General features: G+C 68.5%; 21 protein-coding genes and 1 tRNA gene. 13 read left to right on the forward strand and 9 right to left on the reverse strand.

Going from position 1 to position 17,673, the window contains the following annotated elements:
* Positions 1–113 precede the first annotated feature (113 nt).
* On the forward strand, positions 114–434 hold the full coding sequence (locus tag ACIREE_RS36455) for a hypothetical protein (RefSeq protein ID WP_404162311.1): 321 nt from the start codon (positions 114–116) through the stop codon (positions 432–434).
* Positions 435–511: 77 nt separating this feature from the next.
* On the opposite strand, the gene ACIREE_RS36460 is transcribed toward ACIREE_RS36455, so the two are convergent.
* The gene (locus ACIREE_RS36460) at positions 512–1,111 is read right to left on the reverse strand and encodes an isochorismatase family protein (RefSeq protein WP_404162314.1); all 600 of its coding nucleotides are present in this window, start codon (positions 1,109–1,111) and stop codon (positions 512–514) included.
* Positions 1,112–1,222: 111 nt separating this feature from the next.
* Entirely contained in the window at positions 1,223–2,551 is a 1,329-nt protein-coding gene (locus tag ACIREE_RS36465; protein WP_404162316.1) for a nicotinate phosphoribosyltransferase, read from the reverse strand.
* Between the two features lie 107 nt (positions 2,552–2,658).
* Between ACIREE_RS36465 and clpS the strand changes: the two genes are divergently transcribed.
* From clpS to ACIREE_RS36500, 7 genes are all read left to right on the forward strand, one after another.
* Complete coding sequence (gene clpS, locus ACIREE_RS36470) at positions 2,659–2,976, forward strand: ATP-dependent Clp protease adapter ClpS (protein WP_404162319.1); 318 nt, start codon at positions 2,659–2,661, stop codon at positions 2,974–2,976.
* A gap of 20 nt (positions 2,977–2,996) precedes the next feature.
* On the forward strand, positions 2,997–3,599 hold the full coding sequence (locus ACIREE_RS36475; RefSeq protein WP_404162322.1) for a DUF2017 domain-containing protein: 603 nt from the start codon (positions 2,997–2,999) through the stop codon (positions 3,597–3,599).
* Between the two features lie 328 nt (positions 3,600–3,927).
* Positions 3,928–5,370 (forward strand): amino acid permease, encoded by a 1,443-nt coding sequence (locus ACIREE_RS36480; RefSeq protein ID WP_404162324.1) that lies wholly within the window; start codon positions 3,928–3,930, stop codon positions 5,368–5,370.
* Positions 5,371–5,455: 85 nt separating this feature from the next.
* Positions 5,456–5,872, forward strand: coding sequence for a Mov34/MPN/PAD-1 family protein (locus ACIREE_RS36485; protein WP_404162327.1), 417 nt, complete (start codon positions 5,456–5,458; stop codon positions 5,870–5,872).
* 102 nt (positions 5,873–5,974) lie between these two features.
* Complete coding sequence (locus ACIREE_RS36490; protein WP_323179532.1) at positions 5,975–6,076, forward strand: putative leader peptide; 102 nt, start codon at positions 5,975–5,977, stop codon at positions 6,074–6,076.
* An 89-nt stretch (positions 6,077–6,165) separates the two neighbouring features.
* Positions 6,166–6,444 carry a MoaD/ThiS family protein gene (locus tag ACIREE_RS36495; protein ID WP_404162330.1) on the forward strand — a complete coding sequence of 93 codons (279 nt, stop codon included), beginning with the start codon at positions 6,166–6,168 and terminating at the stop codon, positions 6,442–6,444.
* A 17-nt stretch (positions 6,445–6,461) separates the two neighbouring features.
* Positions 6,462–7,412, forward strand: coding sequence for a PLP-dependent cysteine synthase family protein (locus tag ACIREE_RS36500; protein ID WP_404162333.1), 951 nt, complete (start codon positions 6,462–6,464; stop codon positions 7,410–7,412).
* Positions 7,413–7,609: 197 nt separating this feature from the next.
* Here the strand turns inward: ACIREE_RS36500 and ACIREE_RS36505 are convergent, their stop codons facing one another.
* On the reverse strand, positions 7,610–8,044 hold the full coding sequence (locus ACIREE_RS36505; RefSeq protein ID WP_404162336.1) for a type II toxin-antitoxin system PemK/MazF family toxin: 435 nt from the start codon (positions 8,042–8,044) through the stop codon (positions 7,610–7,612).
* A gap of 198 nt (positions 8,045–8,242) precedes the next feature.
* On the opposite strand from ACIREE_RS36505, the gene ACIREE_RS36510 reads away from it, so the two are divergent.
* A complete protein-coding gene (locus tag ACIREE_RS36510) occupies positions 8,243–8,995 on the forward strand; it encodes an MBL fold metallo-hydrolase (RefSeq protein WP_404162339.1) in 753 nt (250 codons plus the stop codon).
* 75 nt (positions 8,996–9,070) lie between these two features.
* On the opposite strand, the gene ACIREE_RS36515 is transcribed toward ACIREE_RS36510, so the two are convergent.
* Together ACIREE_RS36515 and ACIREE_RS36520 are read right to left on the reverse strand one after the other, a co-directional pair.
* A complete protein-coding gene (locus ACIREE_RS36515; protein ID WP_404162342.1) occupies positions 9,071–10,333 on the reverse strand; it encodes a PTS transporter subunit EIIC in 1,263 nt (420 codons plus the stop codon).
* A gap of 243 nt (positions 10,334–10,576) precedes the next feature.
* Positions 10,577–11,863 carry a PTS transporter subunit EIIC gene (locus ACIREE_RS36520; RefSeq protein ID WP_404162344.1) on the reverse strand — a complete coding sequence of 429 codons (1,287 nt, stop codon included), beginning with the start codon at positions 11,861–11,863 and terminating at the stop codon, positions 10,577–10,579.
* A 200-nt stretch (positions 11,864–12,063) separates the two neighbouring features.
* On the opposite strand from ACIREE_RS36520, the gene ACIREE_RS36525 reads away from it, so the two are divergent.
* The 4 genes from ACIREE_RS36525 to rdgB all read left to right on the forward strand — a co-directional run bounded on the left by ACIREE_RS36525 (position 12,064) and on the right by rdgB (position 14,378).
* Positions 12,064–12,297, forward strand: a complete 234-nt coding sequence (locus tag ACIREE_RS36525; protein ID WP_398513146.1) for a glucose PTS transporter subunit EIIB — start codon at positions 12,064–12,066, stop codon at positions 12,295–12,297.
* A 181-nt stretch (positions 12,298–12,478) separates the two neighbouring features.
* On the forward strand, positions 12,479–13,225 hold the full coding sequence (rph, locus tag ACIREE_RS36530; RefSeq protein WP_404162347.1) for a ribonuclease PH: 747 nt from the start codon (positions 12,479–12,481) through the stop codon (positions 13,223–13,225).
* A gap of 122 nt (positions 13,226–13,347) precedes the next feature.
* A complete protein-coding gene (locus ACIREE_RS36535) occupies positions 13,348–13,740 on the forward strand; it encodes a hypothetical protein (RefSeq protein ID WP_404162350.1) in 393 nt (130 codons plus the stop codon).
* Positions 13,741–13,772: 32 nt separating this feature from the next.
* Entirely contained in the window at positions 13,773–14,378 is a 606-nt protein-coding gene (gene rdgB / locus ACIREE_RS36540) for an RdgB/HAM1 family non-canonical purine NTP pyrophosphatase (RefSeq protein ID WP_404162352.1), read from the forward strand.
* A gap of 50 nt (positions 14,379–14,428) precedes the next feature.
* Here the strand turns inward: rdgB and ACIREE_RS36545 are convergent.
* The 4 genes from ACIREE_RS36545 to proP form a co-directional block, all read right to left on the reverse strand.
* Positions 14,429–14,511 (reverse strand) — tRNA-Leu (locus ACIREE_RS36545).
* A gap of 41 nt (positions 14,512–14,552) precedes the next feature.
* Positions 14,553–15,350, reverse strand: a complete 798-nt coding sequence (locus tag ACIREE_RS36550; RefSeq protein ID WP_404162355.1) for an HNH endonuclease — start codon at positions 15,348–15,350, stop codon at positions 14,553–14,555.
* Between the two features lie 59 nt (positions 15,351–15,409).
* Positions 15,410–15,901, reverse strand: a complete 492-nt coding sequence (locus ACIREE_RS36555; protein ID WP_404162357.1) for an HNH endonuclease — start codon at positions 15,899–15,901, stop codon at positions 15,410–15,412.
* A 253-nt stretch (positions 15,902–16,154) separates the two neighbouring features.
* Complete coding sequence (gene proP, locus ACIREE_RS36560; protein ID WP_404162359.1) at positions 16,155–17,660, reverse strand: glycine betaine/L-proline transporter ProP; 1,506 nt, start codon at positions 17,658–17,660, stop codon at positions 16,155–16,157.
* Between the last annotated feature and the right edge of the window lie 13 nt (positions 17,661–17,673).

Consider the following 17,673-nt stretch of genomic DNA (forward strand, 5'->3'; position numbering starts at 1 on the left):
AAACGTATCGGCCGCGACTGTGCTAGCTGGGTCTAGCGGGTCGCGGCCGATCGTGTTTGAGTGCGTCCTGTGAGTTTCTTATTGACACTACGTCTCACGGGGGTGTGACAGTCATGTCCGCAGGAGGGTTCTGCAAGCTGCCCGGCGGCAGTGTGGTGGTCGCTCTGACCCTGCCCGCGCCGGGCTCCGGCGAGCGCGCGGTCCGCATCCTCGTGCACGCCGCGAACCGGGCCCGAGCCCTGACCCGCCTGCGCAACCTGGGCCTGCGAGCGGTCTACCTCCGCGGCAACGCCCAGCCACCGACCCCGGACGAGATCACCGCCGTCCTGCACCACCCGGACGGCCTGCTCTGGCGCGACGCCCCTGACCCGACGGCGGGCGAGCTCTGGCACCCGATAAGAGCGCTGCTCCGTATCAGCCCCTCCGGCGCATAAAATCCAGCCCCTCCGGCGTTTAAAATCCAGCCCCTCCGGCGCTTGAGGAGCGGGGTCCGGGGCGGAGCCCCGTGACCTCAGGCCACGACGGGCTTACCGCTGAGCTCAACTCCGGCGGCCCGCATCTCCTCCAACGCCGCCTCGGTCGTAGCGGCAGCGACCCCCGCGGTCAGATCGAGCAACACCTGCGTAAGAAACCCGGCCCCGACGGCATCCAGCGCGGTGGCCCGCACACAGTGATCCGTGGCGATCCCGACCACGTCCACCTCGGAGATGTCCCGGGCCCGGAGCCACCCCGCCAAGGACACCCCGTTCTCATCGGCCCCCTCGAACCCGCTGTAAGCGGCCGAGTACGCCCCCTTGTCGAACACCGCGTCGATCGCGCCGGAGGCCACCGCGGGGGCGAAGTTCGGATGGAACCCCACACCCTCCGTCCCGGCGACGCAGTGCACGGGCCAGCTGTGCACATAGTCGGGGGTCTTCGGCGGCACGGCGAAGTGGTTCCCGGGCGCGATGTGGTGATCGCGGGTGGCGACGACATGCTGGTACCCGCTGCCGGCCGACTGCCCGATCAGGTCGGTGACCGCGGCGGCGACATCGGCACCTCCCGCCACCGCGAGGCTGCCGCCCTCACAGAAATCGTTCTGCACGTCTACGACGATCAGGGCGCGGCGCATGGGCGGTGTCCTTACTCAGGTCTGCCCGGGTGGGCGTGGAGACTTATGAGCGTAGAAGCTTCAAGTGCTTCGCGGGAGAGGGCATACGGGGCGCCCGGTGACTCGCCGGGGTCACACGTACTCGGTGGGGATGACGGCCTCGCCCCGGGAGAGCTGGGTCGCCGACAGGGGCAGCCCGTCGCGGGCGGCGATGTGCCGCTCGCGCACCGCGTCCAGCGGCTCGCGGGAGACCACCGAACCGCCCTTGACCAGCTCGACGAGGAGCTGCCGGTCGGCGAGGTCGGCCGGCACGGCGCCGACGCCCACGACCTCGGCCTCCGCGGCACCGTCCCGGTCGAGCCGGCGCGCGGCCCACTTGCGGCCGCCGATGGACGTCTTCCCGCCCGCCGACTTCTTCGCGACCGGCACCAGCGGCGCCTCGGGGTCGGCGGACTCGGCGCGCGCGACCAGCTTGTAGACCATCGAGCAGGTCGGGTGGCCGGAGCCGGTCACCAGCTGCGTACCGACGCCGTACGCGTCCACGGGCGCCGCCGCGAGCGAGGCGATGGCGTACTCGTCGAGGTCGGAGGTGACCACGATCTTGGTGTCCTTCGCGCCGAGGTCGTCGAGCTGCTGGCGCACCCGGTGCGCGACGAGCAGCAGGTCGCCGGAGTCGATCCGGACGGCGCCGAGCTCGGGCCCGGCCACCTCCACCGCGGTCCGCACCGCTTCCTTCACGTCGTACGTGTCCACGAGCAGCGTCGTCCCGCCACCGAGGGAGTCGACCTGGGCGCGGAAGGCGTCCCGCTCGGAGTCGTGCAGCAGCGTGAAGGCGTGGGCGCTGGTGCCGACGGTCGGGATGCCGTACCGGAATCCGGCGGCCAGGTCCGATGTCGTGGCGAACCCGCCGACGTACGCGGCGCGCGAGGCGGCGACGGCGGCCAGTTCGTGCGTGCGCCGCGCGCCCATCTCGATCAGCGGCCGGCCGGCGGCGGCCGAGGCCATCCGGGAGGCGGCCGCGGCGATCGCCGAATCGTGGTTGAGGATGGAGAGGATCACCGTCTCCAGGAGCACGCACTCGGCGAACGAGCCCTCGACCCGCAGGATCGGCGAGCCCGGGAAGTACACCTCGCCCTCGGGGTAGCCCCAGATGTCGCCGGAGAAGCGGTACTGCGCGAGCCATTGCAGCGTCGGCTCGTCGACGATGTTCCGCTCGCGCAGGAAGCCGAGCACTCCTGCGTCGAAGCGGAAGTTCTCCACGGCGTCCAGGACGCGCCCGGTGCCCGCGACGACGCCGTAGCGGCGGCCCTCGGGCAGGCGCCGGGTGAAGACCTCGAAGACCGAGCGGCGGTCGGCCGCGCCCCCGTGGAGGGCGGCCTGCAGCATCGTCAGCTCGTAGTGATCGGTGAAGAGCGCTGTCGACGGAACGTCCACCGGCAGGCCAAGGTCCGCTGTGTTCATGGGCTGGATGCTACCCCCAATTAGCGTCAAGGTGACGATTTCTGGGGTCTGTTTGTGCCAACGGCCCGAGCGGCCCGTTTGTGCGGTTGACGCCTGGTGGTGGCAGCATGGACCGTGTGACGGCTCCTGCACCCCTTGAGATCGAAAGCCCCGAGACGACGGAGGATCTCTCCGTGGTCCCCGAGCCGGACGTCCCCTGGATCACGCTCGTCCACAATGATCCGGTCAACCTGATGAGTTACGTGGCGTACGTCTTCCAGAGCTACTTCGGGTACTCCAAGGACAAGGCCACGAAGCTGATGATGGACGTCCATCACAAGGGCCGCGCGGTGGTCTCCTCCGGCAGCCGCGAGGAGATGGAGCGGGACGTCCAGGCCATGCACGGCTACGGCCTGTGGGCCACGCTGCAACACGACCGGAATTAAATGAGGGGTACAGCGCTCTGATGCCCGGGCACTTCGAACCGATCCCCGGAGGCGGCGCGGCCGTCGCCCTCGACGACGTCGAGATCTCCATCATCCGCTCGCTCGCCGTGCAGCTCCTCGAGCTGATCGGTCCCGGCCCCGGCGGCGAGGCCTTCGACGACCCGCTCGCCGAACTCTTCGCCGAGGGCCCCAGTGAGCCGCCCACCGACGCGGTACTGCGCCGCCTCCTGCCGGACGCGTACGGCGGGCCCGGCGGCCCGGCGGACCAGGACGAGGCCGAACTGCGCGCCCACTCCTCGGAGTTCCGCCGCTTCACCGAGAACGACCTGCGCGCCGGCAAACGCGAGGACGCCCTCGCGGTGGTCCGCACGCTGGACGTGCTGAGCCCTGGCGGTGGCGACGGCGGCGCGGTCCTGAAGCTCTCCCAGGACGAGTCGATCCAGTGGATGCGGGCCCTCAACGACCTGCGCCTGGCCATCGGCACCCGCCTCGACATCACCGACGAGGAGGACACGGACCTCCTCTACCGGCTCCCCGACGAGGATCCGCGCAAGCCCATGGTGATGGCGTACCTGTGGCTGGGCGGGCTGCAGGAGACTCTGGTCGAAACCCTCATGCCCTGAGCGCGGCGCCCCGACCGCGTTCGCTCAGCGGGCACTCAAATCCGTATAACGATCGCGTCACCGCGTCGATCCTCATTGCGGTTGCGAACAACTTTTGTCCCCTTTTTCCAGTGGCCCACGTCACAAGCGTCTCGACCGGGCACCGTGAACGCCGTGATAAATCTTCACGACCACCTGGCGGACGCCACCCCTGTCCGCCGGGGGCGCCCTTGTCGGCCGACCGCCGGCAGGCACAGCTCCATCCATCCAGGGACCAGGTCCCCAAGGATCGTCACAGTCGATCCGAGCCGCCCATGGCACGGATCGGCATGGAGAAAGGCGCAGCACCATGACCTCAGCGCAGGTCGACCAGCACAACGCCGGCAATGAGGCCGTGAGTGACACCGCCCCCGGTGAGGGCGGCGAGGGTTACAAGCGGGGCCTCGGCTCCCGGCAGATCCAGATGATCGCCATCGGCGGCGCCATCGGGACCGGCCTCTTCCTCGGCGCGGGCAAGGGCATCTCCAAGGCGGGCCCGAGCCTCATCCTGGCGTACGCCATCGCGGGCGTCGTCATCTTCTGCATCATGCGGGCGCTCGGCGAGCTCCTCATGTACCGCCCCGTCTCCGGCTCCTTCTCGGAGTACGCGCGCGAGTTCATCGGCCCCTTCGCGGGCTTCGTGACCGGCTGGACGTACTGGCTCTTCTGGGTCATCACCGGCATGACCGAGGTCACCGCCGCCGCCACCTATATGACGTACTGGTGGAACATCCCGCAATGGGTGTCCGCCCTCGTCTTCACCGTCATCCTGTACGGCGCCAACCTGATCTCCGTGAAGCTCTTCGGTGAGCTGGAGTTCTGGTTCTCCATGGTCAAGGTCACCGCCATCGTCGGCATGATCCTGATCTGCGCCGGCATCCTCACCCTCGGCTTCTCCGACGCCGGCGACACCGCCTCCGTGGCCCACCTGTGGGACCAGGGCGGCTTCTTCCCGAACGGCATCGGCAACACCCTCATGACCCTCCAGATGGTCATGTTCGCCTTCCTCGCCGTCGAGCTGGTCGGCGTCACCGCCGGCGAGTCCAAGGACCCGCGGAAGGTCCTGCCGAAGGCCATCAACACCGTGCCGTGGCGTATCGCCGTCTTCTACGTCGGCGCCCTGATCATGATCCTCTCGGTCGTGCCGTGGACGAACTTCGAGGCGGGCAAGAGCCCCTTCGTCGAGGCCTTCTCGAAGATGGGCCTGTCCGCGGGCGCGGGCATCGTCAACTTCGTCGTGCTCACCGCCGCCCTGTCGTCCTGCAACTCGGGCATGTACTCCACCGGCCGCATGCTGCGCGACCTCGCGCTCAACGGCCAGGGCCCCGGCTTCTTCACCAAGCTGACGAAGAACGGCCTCCCGCTGATCGGCACGACCGTCTCCGCCGCGATGATGCTGGTCGGCGTCTGGATCAACTACCAGTGGCCCGGCGAGGCGTTCAACTACGTCGTCTCCTTCGCCACCATCTCCGGCATGTGGGCCTGGATCGTCATCCTGATCTGCCAGATCCGCTACCGGATCAAGTCCGACCGCGGCGATCTCCCCAAGTCCGAGTTCCGCGCGCCGGGCGGCATCTGGGCGAGCATCCTCTCGCTGGCGTTCATCGCGATGGTCATCGTGATGATGGGCATCGACAAGGACGCCCGCGTCTCCCTGTACGCGGCCCCGGTGTGGGGCGTCATCCTGGGCGTCTCGTACTTCGTCCTGCGCAAGCGCAACCCGCAGAGCACCGCGTTCGCCAAGCGTTCGTAGCCGCCGCGTCGACCCGTGTCTCACCAGCTGGGCCGCCCCGTACCGCACTCCGGTACGGGGCGGCCCAGCTGTTTATCCTGGCGGCATGCTGACGATTTCCCAGGCCCTGTACGACCAGATCGTGGCCCACGCCCGCGCCGACCACCCCGACGAGGCCTGCGGCATCGTCGCGGGACCGGCCGGCGAGGGCCGCCCCGAGCGCTTCGTCCCGATGCTCAACGCGGCCCGCTCGCCCACGTTCTACGAGTTCGACTCCGGCGACCTGCTCAAGCTCTACCGCGACCTGGACGACCGCGACGAGGAGCCGGTGATCGTCTACCACTCGCACACGGCCACCGAGGCGTACCCGTCCCGCACCGACATCACGTACGCCAACGAGCCGGGCGCCCACTACGTCCTGGTCTCCACCGCCGACACCGACGACGCGGGCCCCTTCCAGTTCCGCTCCTACCGCATCGTCGAGGGCCAGGTGACGGAGGAAGAGGTCGAGGTCACCCCGTGATCCAGAGCGCGTTCTGGAGCCCGTCTCGTTCACCGGACGGATTTCGACCGCATGGTGAGATCACACTCGGGGATCCCGACCGGGAATCGATACGATGACCGCATGGTTTCCCACGACGTGAGCGAAAAGACGCCGGGCATGCTGCTCGTGGCGCGGCTGCACGTCGACCTGTGCCGCCTCGCCAGCGCCATCTGTCCGCGCTGAAACGCACCCCTTCACTCGGCCGACCGCCGGTACAGGGCGTCGCCGCGCGCTCTCCCACACGACTTCCGACCCCTGACAGGAGCACCAGCATGGCCATCGAGGTCCGCATCCCGACCATCCTCCGCACCTACACCGACGGCGCCAAGGCCGTCGAGGGCAACGGGGAGAACCTCACCGAGCTCTTCGCCGACCTGGACACCCGGCACGCGGGCATCTCCGCCCGCATCGTGGACGGGGACAAGCTGCGCCGCTTCGTGAACGTGTACCTGAACGACGAGGACGTCCGCTTCCTCGACGGTATCGAGACCAAGCTCGCCGACGGCGACAACGTCACGATCCTGCCGGCCGTGGCCGGCGGCATGCGCTGAGCCGGACGTAGCGACGTATGCGTTACGACAGTCCGCTGGCCGCGGTGGGCAACACCCCTCTGGTGCGCCTGCCACGGCTCTCGCCCTCCGACTCCGTACGGATCTGGGCGAAGCTGGAAGACCGCAACCCGACCGGCTCGGTCAAGGACCGCCCCGCGCTCCACATGATCGAACAGGCCGAGAAGGACGGCCGGCTCACCCCCGGCTGCACCATCCTCGAACCCACCTCGGGCAACACCGGCATCTCGCTGGCCATGGCGGCCCGCCTCAAGGGCTACCGCATCGTCTGCGTCATGCCGGAGAACACCTCACAGGAACGGCGCGACCTGCTCGCCATGTGGGGCGCGGAGATCATCCCGTCCCCGGCCGCGGGCGGCTCCAACACGGCCGTACGGATGGCCAAGGAGCTGGCCGGGCAGCACCCGGACTGGGTGATGCTCTACCAGTACGGCAACCCGGACAACGCGGGCGCGCACTACGCCACGACCGGCCCGGAGATCCTGGCGGACCTCCCCTCGGTCACCCACTTCGTGGCGGGCCTCGGCACCACCGGCACGCTCATGGGCGTCGGCCGGTTCCTGCGCGAGCAGAAGCCCGACATCAAGATCGTCGCGGCCGAGCCGCGCTACGACGACCTGGTGTACGGGCTCAGGAACCTCGACGAGGGATTCGTCCCCGAGCTGTACGACGCGTCAGTCCTGACCACCCGCTTCTCGGTCGGATCGGCCGACGCGGTGACCCGCACCCGTGAACTCCTCCAGCAGGAGGGCATCTTCGCGGGCGTCTCCACGGGCGCCGCGCTGCACGCCGCGATCGGCGTCGGCAAGAAGGCGCTCAAGGCCGGCGAGTCGGCGGACATCGTGTTCGTCGTGGCGGACGGCGGCTGGAAGTACCTGTCGACGGGCGTCTACACGGCGGCAACGACGGAAGAGGCGATCGAGGTCCTGCACGGCCAGCTCTGGGCCTGACATATCCAGCCCTGCCCGGCAACAATCCAGCCCGTCCGACAACAGTCCAGTCCCGCCCGGCAAATATCCAGCCCCTCCGGCGATTGAGGAGCGGGGTCCGGGGCGGAGCCCCGAGGCGGTGAGCCCGGCGGGGCCGGCCCGGCGGGGCTGGATCTGTGGGGTTGGACCTGTGGGCGGCCGGTCTGCGGGCGGCCCGGTCACCCCAGGTGCCGCACCCGATCCCACAGCCCCGGGTCGACCACACCCGCCCGCCGCCGAAAGTCCCGCACAGGCACCTCGCGGAGCTCATCCGTCTCCAGAAAACTGGCCCGCCCCCGCGCATCGCCCACCGCCCCCCGCGGCAACGCGATCACCCCGGGCCGCTCCTCGTGCTGCCGACTGGTGATCTTCGCGACCAGCGCCGAGTCGCCGCGCAGCGCCAGCACCAGACAAGGCCGGTCCTTTCCGCCGGGCCCGTCCTCGTAGGGCACCAGCGCCCACCAGATCTCGGCCGGGCGCGGCCCGTCGGCGACCGCGGCGGAGCCTGTCCGCAGTCGGCGTCGGCGCGAACCCCGGCCCCAACCGTCGACGAGCGTCGCCACCAACGCGAGCAGTACGACGGCAACGAGCGCGAGCCACCAGGACGTGTCCATGGCATGACGGTACCGGGCGGGGCGCACGGGGCGCCGCGCCGGGTGAGCGCCCCCCGAACCGGTGACAACGCAGGTGAGTTCGCCCACAACGGCCCGCGACGGAGGAGCTACCCGCCCTTTCGCGCCTTACGCTCGACGAATCCCTCAGTCCCGTTCCACACCCGCTTCCCGACCGCCAGCGCGGAGGTTCCGGCTCATATGAAGCTCACCGTCGTCGGCTGCTCGGGGTCGTTCCCGTCCGCGGATTCGGCCTGTTCGAGCTACCTCGTCGAGGCCGACGGCTTCCGGCTGCTTCTCGACATGGGCAATGGCGCCCTTGGCGAGCTGCAGCGCCACAGTGGTCTCTACGACCTTGACGCGATCTTCCTCAGTCATCTGCACGCGGATCACTGCATCGACATGTGCGCGTACTTCGTCGTCCGCTACTACCGCCACGACGGCGGCCGTTGCGACCCCATCCCGGTCTACGGACCCGAGGGCACCGAGCAGCGCCTGACCACCGCGCACGGCGACACCCCTTCGGCCTCCGCCTTCAGCGAGGTCTTCGACTTCCACACCGTCAAGCCGGGCTCGTACGACATCGGGCCCTTCTCCGTACGCATGGAGAAGGTCTGCCACCCGGTCGAGTCGTACGCGATCCGCATCGAGCACGGTGGCCGCTCCCTGACGTACTCCGGTGACACCGGGCCGTGCGCCGCGCTCGACGAACTGGCCACGGACAGCGACCTGTTCCTGTGCGAGGCCGCGTTCACGCACGGCAAGGAGAACATCCCGGCGCTGCACCTGAACGGCCGCGAGGCGGGCGACTCGGCCCAGCGCGCCGGCGCCCGCAAGCTGGTCCTCACGCACATCCCGCCGTGGACGGACCCGCAGGTGAACCTGGCGGACGCGCGGGATGTCTTCGACGGCCCGGTGGAGCTGGCCGTGGCCGGGGCGGCGTACGAGCTCTGAGCGTTCTGATGTGGCATGGCGAAGGCCCCGGAACCGCATCGGTTCCGGGGCCTTCGACGTGGTACGGGGGAGGACTCACGCCTTGGTGAGGTCCTCGACCTCCTCCTCGGGCTCACGGCCCGGGGTCTTGAGGTCGAACTTGATGATCGCGAAGCGGAACACCACGTAGTAGATGGCGGCGAAGACCAGGCCGATCGGGATGATCAGCCATGGCTTGGTGGCCAGGTTCCAGTTCAGCGCGTAGTCGATGAAGCCGGCGGAGAAGTTGAAGCCGTCGTGCACGCCCAGGCCCCAGGTGATCGCCATGGACGCCGCGGTGAGCAGCGCGTGGAGCACGTAGAGGATCGGCGCGATGAACATGAACGAGAACTCGATCGGCTCGGTCACACCGGTCACGAAGGATGTCAGGGCGAGCGAGACCATCATGCCCATCACGGCCTTGCGGCGCTCGGGGCGGGCGCAGTGCGCCATCGCGATCGCGGCGGCCGGGAGACCGAACATCATGATCGGGAAGAAGCCGGACTGGTACATGCCGGCCGTCGGGTCGCCGTGCATGAAGCGCGGGATGTCGCCGTGCCAGACCGCGCCGGCGGAGTCGGTGAAGTCGCCGAGCTGGAACCAGGAGACGGTGTTCACGAACTGGTGCATGCCGACCGGGATCAGCCCGCGGTTGACGCCGCCGAACAGGGCGGCGCCGCCGGAGCCCAGGCTGGTCATCCAGTTGCCGAAGTCCGTGATGCCGTTGCCGATGGGCTCCCAGACCAGGCCGAAGAAGACACCGGCGATGACGCCGACGAAGGCCATGAGGATCGGGACGAGACGGCGGCCGTTGAAGAAGCCGAGCCAGTCGACCAGCTTGGTGCGGTGGAACCTCTTCCACATGACCGCGGCCAGCAGACCCATGATGATGCCGCCGAGGACACCGGGGTCGTTGTAGACGGCAGCGACGTCGACGCCCTTGTTGGCCGTCGTGTTGACCACGGCCTCGTGCACCGGGAAGGCCTGCAGGACCTTGCTGTAGACGAGGAATCCGACGAGCGCGGCGAGCGCCGTCGAGCCATCGGCCTTCTTGGCGAAGCCGATGGCCACGCCTATGCAGAACAGGATCGGCAGGCTGCCGGTGATGGCGCCGCCCGCGTTGTTGAAGACCGCGGCGACCTTGTCCCAGCCGAAGCCGTCCTTGCCGAAGATGTCGTCTTGGCCGAGGCGCACCATGATGCCCGCGGCCGGCAGCACCGCGATCGGCAGCTGCAGGCTGCGGCCCACCTTCTGGAGGCCCTGGAACAGGCCCGATCCCCGCTTCTTCGCGGGAGCCGCCGTAGCGCTGGCGGTGCTCATCAACTTCCTCCATGTGCTGGGGTGCTGCCAGGGGACGGGGTGAAAAGAGGGGGGTGGGCAGCAGCCAGAAGGTCTACACCACTCAGTGGTGTAGACCTGTTGTAGCACGGTGAAGGTGAGATAAGGAACCCGCTGATTCTGTGGTCTGGAACATATGCGTCCGCTTCGGCTCAGACGTGACGAAGGGCCCCCGGACCAGTGGTCCGAGGGCCCTTCGCGCCGCGTGGGAGCGAGTCGCGGCAGCTACGCCTTGGTGACGTCCTCGACCTCTTCCTCGGGCTCCCGGCCAGGGGTCTTGAGGTCGAACTTCGTGATCGCGAACCGGAAGATCGCGTAATAGACGACCGCGAAACACAGACCGATCGGAATGATCATCCACGGTTTCGTCGCCAGGCCCCAGTTGATGACGTAGTCGATGAGACCCGCGGAGAAGCTGAAGCCGTCGTGCACGCCCAGGCCCCACGTCACCGCCATCGAGACACCGGTCAGCACCGCGTGCACCGCGTAAAGGACCGGCGCGATGAAGACGAACGAGTACTCGATCGGCTCGGTGATCCCGGTGACGAACGAGGTCAGCGCCAGCGACAGCATCATGCCGCCGACCGCCTTGCGCCGCTCCGGCCGCGCGCAGTGGTACATCGCCAGACAGGCCGCGGGCAGCGCGAACATCATGATCGGGAAGAAGCCGGTCTGGTAGATGCCGGCGCTCGGGTCCCCGCTGAGGAACATGTTGATGTCGCCGTGCACGGTCGTACCGTCCGGCTTGGTGAACGAACCGAACTGGAACCACAGCGGCACGTTCAGGAACTGGTGCAGGCCGATCACCAGCAGGGCGCGGTTGGCGACACCGAAGATGCCCGATCCGATGGCACCCAGGTCCTGCAGCCAGTTGGAGAAGCTCTCCAGGCCGTCACCGATCGGCGGCCAGATCCACAGGCAGATCACCGCGAAGATGATGCCGATGAACGCCATGATGATCGGGACGAGCCGGCGGCCGTTGAAGAAGCCCAGCCACGACACCAGCTTGGTGCGGTGGTAGCGGACCCAGAAGAACGACGCCAGGAAGCCCATGATGATGCCGCCGAACACACCCGGGTTCTGGAACTGGAAGGCGGAGACGGTGTTGTCCGCCGCCTGACAGCCCGTCAGTACGGCCTTGGCCCCGTCGGCACAGTCGATGGGGAACTGGTGCAGCACGCCCCGGTAGACGAGGAAGCCCGCCACCGCGGCCAGCGCGGTGGAGCCGTCCGCCTTCTTGGCCATGCCGATCGCGACACCGATGCAGAACAGCAGCGGCAGGCCCAGGTCGGCGTCGAGCAGCGCGCCGCCCGCACCCGCGAAGACCTTGGCGACATTGGTCCAGCCGAGACCGTCGTCCCCGAAGACGTCGGGCTGGCCGAGCCGGTTGACGATACCCGCGGCGGGGAGCACCGCGATGGGCAGCTGCAGGCTGCGCCCCATCTTCTGAAGCCCTTGGAAGAAGCTGCTCCAAGGGCTCGGCCGGGGTGCTGCGGCGGCGTTCGCGCTCATGGGCGTCCTCCCGTAGAAAGCCACGTCTGGCGGGCGTTAGGTACTCTGGCTACTGGTGTAGACCAGTCGCGGGGCGGGTCGGTCCACGTGCTCGTCATCTTTCGTCACGGGCGGTGCTACCGCTCGCGAAGATGGGCCAACCGTGGGTTACCGTGACAAAGCGGCCCACTGGGGGGCCAGGGAACAACAGGGAGAACGACATGGCCAGCAAGGCTGAGAAGATCGTTGCCGGGCTCGGCGGCATCGACAACATCGAAGAGGTCGAGGGCTGCATCACCCGCCTGCGCACCGAGGTCAAGGACCCGTCGCTGGTCGACGACGCCGCCCTCAAGGCCGCCGGCGCCCACGGCGTCGTGAAGATGGGCACCGCCATCCAGGTCGTCATCGGCACCGACGCGGACCCGATCGCCGCCGACATCGAAGACATGATGTGACCCCTCGTCACTGAACAGGCCCCGCGAGAACGGCCGCCGCCCCCACGACCAGGGAGCGGCGGCCGTTCCCGTTTCCCCCCATCGACGCCGGTCCGGGCCGCTCCACCGGAGCCGGCTCACCCGCCCCGCCGCTCCACCACCTCAAGACCTTCGCCCTGCCGGTGCCCGCTAGGCTCATCACATGTCTCGCATCGACGGCCGCACGCCCGAACAGCTCCGCCCGATCACCATCGAACGCGGCTGGAGCAAGCACGCCGAAGGCTCCGTCCTCGTCTCCTTCGGCGATACCAAGGTCTTCTGCACCGCCTCCTTCTCCGAGGGCGTCCCCCGCTGGCGCAAGGGCAGCGGCGAGGGCTGGGTCACCGCCGAGTACTCGATGCTGCCCCGCTCCACCAACACCCGCGGCGACCGCGAATCCGTCCGCGGCAAGATCGGCGGCCGCACCCACGAGATCAGCCGCCTCATCGGCCGCTCGCTGCGCGCCGTCATCGACTACAAGGCGCTCGGCGAGAACACCATCGTCCTGGACTGCGACGTCCTTCAGGCCGACGGCGGCACCCGCACCGCCGCCATCACCGGCGCCTACGTGGCCCTGGCCGACGCCGTCGCCTGGGCCCAGGGCAAGAAGCTGATCAAGGCAGGCCGTCAGCCCCTCACCGGCACGGTCAGCGCCGTCTCCGTCGGCATCGTCGGCGGCGTACCGCTCCTCGACCTCTGCTACGAGGAGGACGTGCGGGCCGACACCGACATGAACGTGGTCTGCACCGGCGACGGCCGCTTCGTCGAGGTCCAGGGCACCGCCGAGGCCGAGCCGTTCGCCCGCGACGAACTCAACTCCATTCTGGACCTTGCCGTTTCGGGCTGCGACGAGCTCGCCATCGCCCAGCGCAAGGCACTTGAGGGCGCACTCGGAAAAGAAACCGCTTAGGTAAAGAACTCCCCAAGCAGAGCGGCAACCACTCGGCCGCCGACTGCGTCACTACGGATGAGTGGACGGCACGCGCCAGCAACCGCCGTCCACCCGTCCGTACTTCAGGGGAGGACCGTTCCATGTCCGCGCGCCGCCACCGCCGTATCGCCGTACTCGCGGCAGCCGCCGCACTGATGGTGGCGCCTGCCGCCGTCGGCTGCTCCGCCGTCGACAAGGCACTCGACTGCGTCCAGACCGCCGACGCCATCGCCGACAGCGTCAACGACCTCCAGCAGGCCGTCGACAGCGCGGCGAACGACCCGGGCCAGGCGGACGAGGCGCTCGCCTCCATCGACAAGAACCTCGACAAGATCGGCGACAAGACCGACAACGCCGACGTGTCGAAGGCGGTCGGCGACCTCAACACGGCCGTGGGCAACGTGCGTACCGCCATCAAGAACGGCGACGAGACCCCCGACGTCGACCCCGCCATAGACGCGGCCGGCGAACTGACGAAGGTCTGCACGCCGTAACGGGTGCCGGGGCGGGCGTGAATACTGGAGGCATGACCCGCCTCATCCTCGCCACCCGCAACAACGGCAAGATCGTCGAACTCCGCTCCATCCTCGCGGACGCCGGCCTGCCCCACGAACTCGTCGGTGCCGACGCGTACCCCGAGATCCCCGACGTCCGCGAGACCGGCGTCACCTTCGCCGAGAACGCCCTCCTCAAGGCCCACGCCCTCGCGAAGGCCACCGGCCTGCCCGCCGTCGCCGACGACTCCGGCCTCTGCGTCGACGTCCTCGGCGGCGCCCCCGGCATCTTCTCCGCGCGCTGGGCCGGCCGCCACGGCGACGACAAGGCCAACCTCGACCTCCTCCTCGCCCAGCTCGGCGACATCGACGAGGACCACCACCGCACGGCCCACTTCGCCTGCGCCGCGGCCCTCGCCCTCCCCGACGGCACGGAGCGCGTGGTCGAGGGCCAACTCCGAGGCACCCTGCGCCACGCCCCGGCAGGCGCGGGCGGCTTCGGCTACGACCCGATCCTCCAGGTGGAGGGGGACACGCGCACGTGCGCGGAGCTGACCTCCGCCGAGAAGAACGCGATCTCCCACCGGGGGAAGGCGTTCAGGGCGCTGGTGCCGGTGGTGCGGGAGCTGGTGGGCTGACCAGTAGTGGATATGGCAAGGGGCGCTCCCGCCGGGAGCGCCCCTTCGCGTGCGGTCGGAGGGATTCGAACCCTCACGGGATTTCTCCCACCGGGACCTAAACCCGACATGTCTACCATTCCATCACGACCGCGATAAAACGGACATCACGCCTTTCGGGTGTGATCCGCCTCGTCAGTGTACGGCGATGCCGCCCGCTGGGGGAGCGTGCCTGTCACCGCGGCACCAAGTGCTGGTCAGTGCATGGCAGTTCGGGCACAGGTAGCGCAAATTCGTCTGCCGGTTGTCCAATGGGTCGCCGTTGACGTGGTCGATCTCCAGTACCAGTCGTTTCTTCTGCCACGTTTCGCCCACTCCGCACCTGGCGCACATGCGAGGTCTTCCCGTGTCGTCGAGGGCGCGGCGCAGGAGCGCTGTGCGCGTTCGGCGGGCGCCGGCGGGAGCCTGGATCAGGATGTCTCCGGCGCTCCTGCGCGCCGGAGAACGCCACCCCGCGTTGTGTCCTTGTCCGGTGAAGTGCTCTGTCGACAACCCGTACTCGTCGATGCTGCGTACTGCCTTGGCCCGTGCGGCCCCGTTGAACGGCGGGTACCCCAGGCGGCGCATGAGATCGGCCAGGCTGTGGGCCGCTGCGACGGCCACGGTGAGTTCCTGCTGAGGGATGGGGCCTGACCGGCGATGGCTGCGTGACGGCAGGAAGTGGCTGGTGTCGATACCGAAGTGGGCGAGCCTTCGCTTGACGTGCTGGTACGGGCCGTCCTCGGGAGGGATCCCCATACGGAGGAACATCTCACGGATGCTGCTGGAGTCAGCTGCGGCCTCCGCCAGGATCGCCCGGGAGTACGACCGCTTCGGGCGCTCGGGGAGCGGTTCCTCCTGAAAATGGCTGGTGTCGATCCCGTAGTGGCTGAGCCTGCGCCGCAAGTAGCTGTAGGGCTTGCTTCCGAGCGGCGCGCCGAGTCTGCGCATCATGTCTACGAGACTCGTTGATTCCTTGGCCGTTCGGGCGAGCACGTCACGTGGGTACTTGCTCACTTCACCCCTCGCTTTCGGCCTCGGTAGGTATCCGTCACCGCGTGACAGTTGGGGCACAGAAGCCGCAGGTTCTCCGGCCGGTTGTCCCACCATTCACCGTTGATGTGGTCGACTTCCAGCGGGATCGGTTGCCCGGTCCATGTGGCAGCCTCGCAGGCGGCGCATGCCTCTGGCGTACCGGCCTGAAGCAGGGCTCGGCGCAGTCGGCCTCCGGGGGTGCGTCCGGCGCAGGGCTCCCGCAGGACCAGCACGTCGCCGCGGGCTCCCGGACCCTTGCCGTGCTTGCTGACGAAATGCGAGATGTCGATGCCCAGCGCTGCGATGCGGCGACTGATGTGCGTGTGATTCCCGCCCACATTGCTGATGCCCAAGTGGCGCACGACGTCTTTGACGCTGCGGGACTCGGCGACGGCTTCCCGCAGCGCCTCCTCCGTGTGCCGCACGGCCCGCGTCGCGATCCGCGAGACGTCGATGCCCGCCTTCAGCATCTTCTCCCGCAGGTACCGCTTGCTGTACCGCGTCGGCTCACCCCCACAGAACCGCACCGCCTCATCCCACGACGCAGACTCCCGCGCCGCCTCTTCCAACAGCTCCCGCGTATAACGCTGCCTCACCATTGGGCCCCCCTCGACCGCCAGTTCCGTTCTCGTACGGACTAACGAACCGAAAATCGGACCGTCACGCACGAAATGCGGAACGGTCCGATCCGGGAAGCGGTGGAGCGGTTGCGGAGTAGGGAGGTCAGAACCTCGGGGCCTGGGCCTGGGACTCCACCATCTCCGCTGCTTCCTCCTGCGTCTCCACCGAGGGCGGGGAGCCGGCCAGTGGCTTCTGCGCCGTCTCCTTCATGCAGGCGACCGCGATGACGCCGACCAGAGCCGCGGCCATGGCGTAGTACGCGGGCATCATGTCGGTGCCGGTCCACGAGATCAGGGCCGTGACCACCAGCGGGGTCGTACCGCCGAAGATCGATGCCGAGAGGTTGTAGCCGACGGAGAGGGAGCCGTAGCGGACCTGCGTCGGGAAGAGCGCCGGGAGCGCCGCCGACATGGTGCCGAGGAGGCAGACCAGGGACAGGCCCAGCATCAGCATGCCGAGCGAGACCGCCCACAGGGCGCCGTTCTTCACCAGGAGGAACGAGGGGATCGAGGTGATGAAGAAGCCGAGCATGCCCGTCATCAGGAGCGGCTTGCGGCCGAAGTGGTCGGAGAGCTTGCCGACCTGGCTGATGATGCACATCAGGACGATCATCGTGGCGATGAGGATGAGGAGGCCGTGGGTCTCCGAGTAGCCCATCTCGTCCGACAGGTAGGTCGGCATGTAGGAGAGAAGCATGTAGTCGGTGATGTTGTACGCGCCGACCAGGCAGATGCAGAGGATCAGCGTCGGCCAGTAGTCGCGGAAGATCTTGGCGAGGTCGCCCTTCGCCGTCGTCTCGACCGTGGACGCCGCCTCCGAGGCCTTGTGGGCCGACTCGTCCGCCAGCTTCTGGAAGGCCGGGGTCTCGTCCAGCTTCAGTCGCAGGTAGAGGCCGACGAGGCCGATCGGGCCCGCCACCAGGAACGGGATGCGCCAGCCCCACGAGTCCATGCCGTCGCTGCCGAGCACCGAGGTCAGGATCGTGACCAGGCCCGCCGCGCCGACGTAACCGGCGAGCGTGCCGAACTCCAGGAAGCTGCCGAAGTAACCGCGCCGCTTGTCGGGCGCGTACTCGGCGATGAAGGTCGACGCGCCGCCGTACTCGCCGCCGGTGGAGAAGCCCTGGATCAGGCGGAAGAGGATCAGCAGGACCGGCGCCCAGAAACCGATCGTGGAGTAGGACGGGATGAGACCGATGGCGAACGTGCCGATCGCCATCAGGATCATGGTCATCGCCAGGACCTTCTTGCGGCCGATCTTGTCACCCATAGGGCCGAAGACCATGCCGCCGATCGGCCGGACGAGGAAGGACACGGCGAAGGTCGCGAACGACGAGATCAGCTGGACCGTGTCGTTCCCGGAAGGGAAGAAGACGTGTCCGATCGTCACCGCGAGGTAGGAGTAGATACCGAAGTCGAACCACTCCATGGCGTTGCCGAGCGAGGCCGCCTTGACCGCCCTTTTCACCGCCGTGTCATCGGTGACGGTGATGTCGGTGCGGCGCAGGGGCGGGTTCTTGCGCCGCTTGACGGCGCGGAACAGCGCCCGGTGACGCTTGACCGCCTCCGGGTCGGGCGACTGGGGCCCTTCCTCGGTGTCGGTGGACATGGCGATCCCTTCT

Origin of the sequence: Streptomyces sp. NPDC102467 (assembly GCF_044765445.1) — a bacterium.
Taxonomy (GTDB): Bacteria; Actinomycetota; Actinomycetes; order Streptomycetales; family Streptomycetaceae; genus Streptomyces.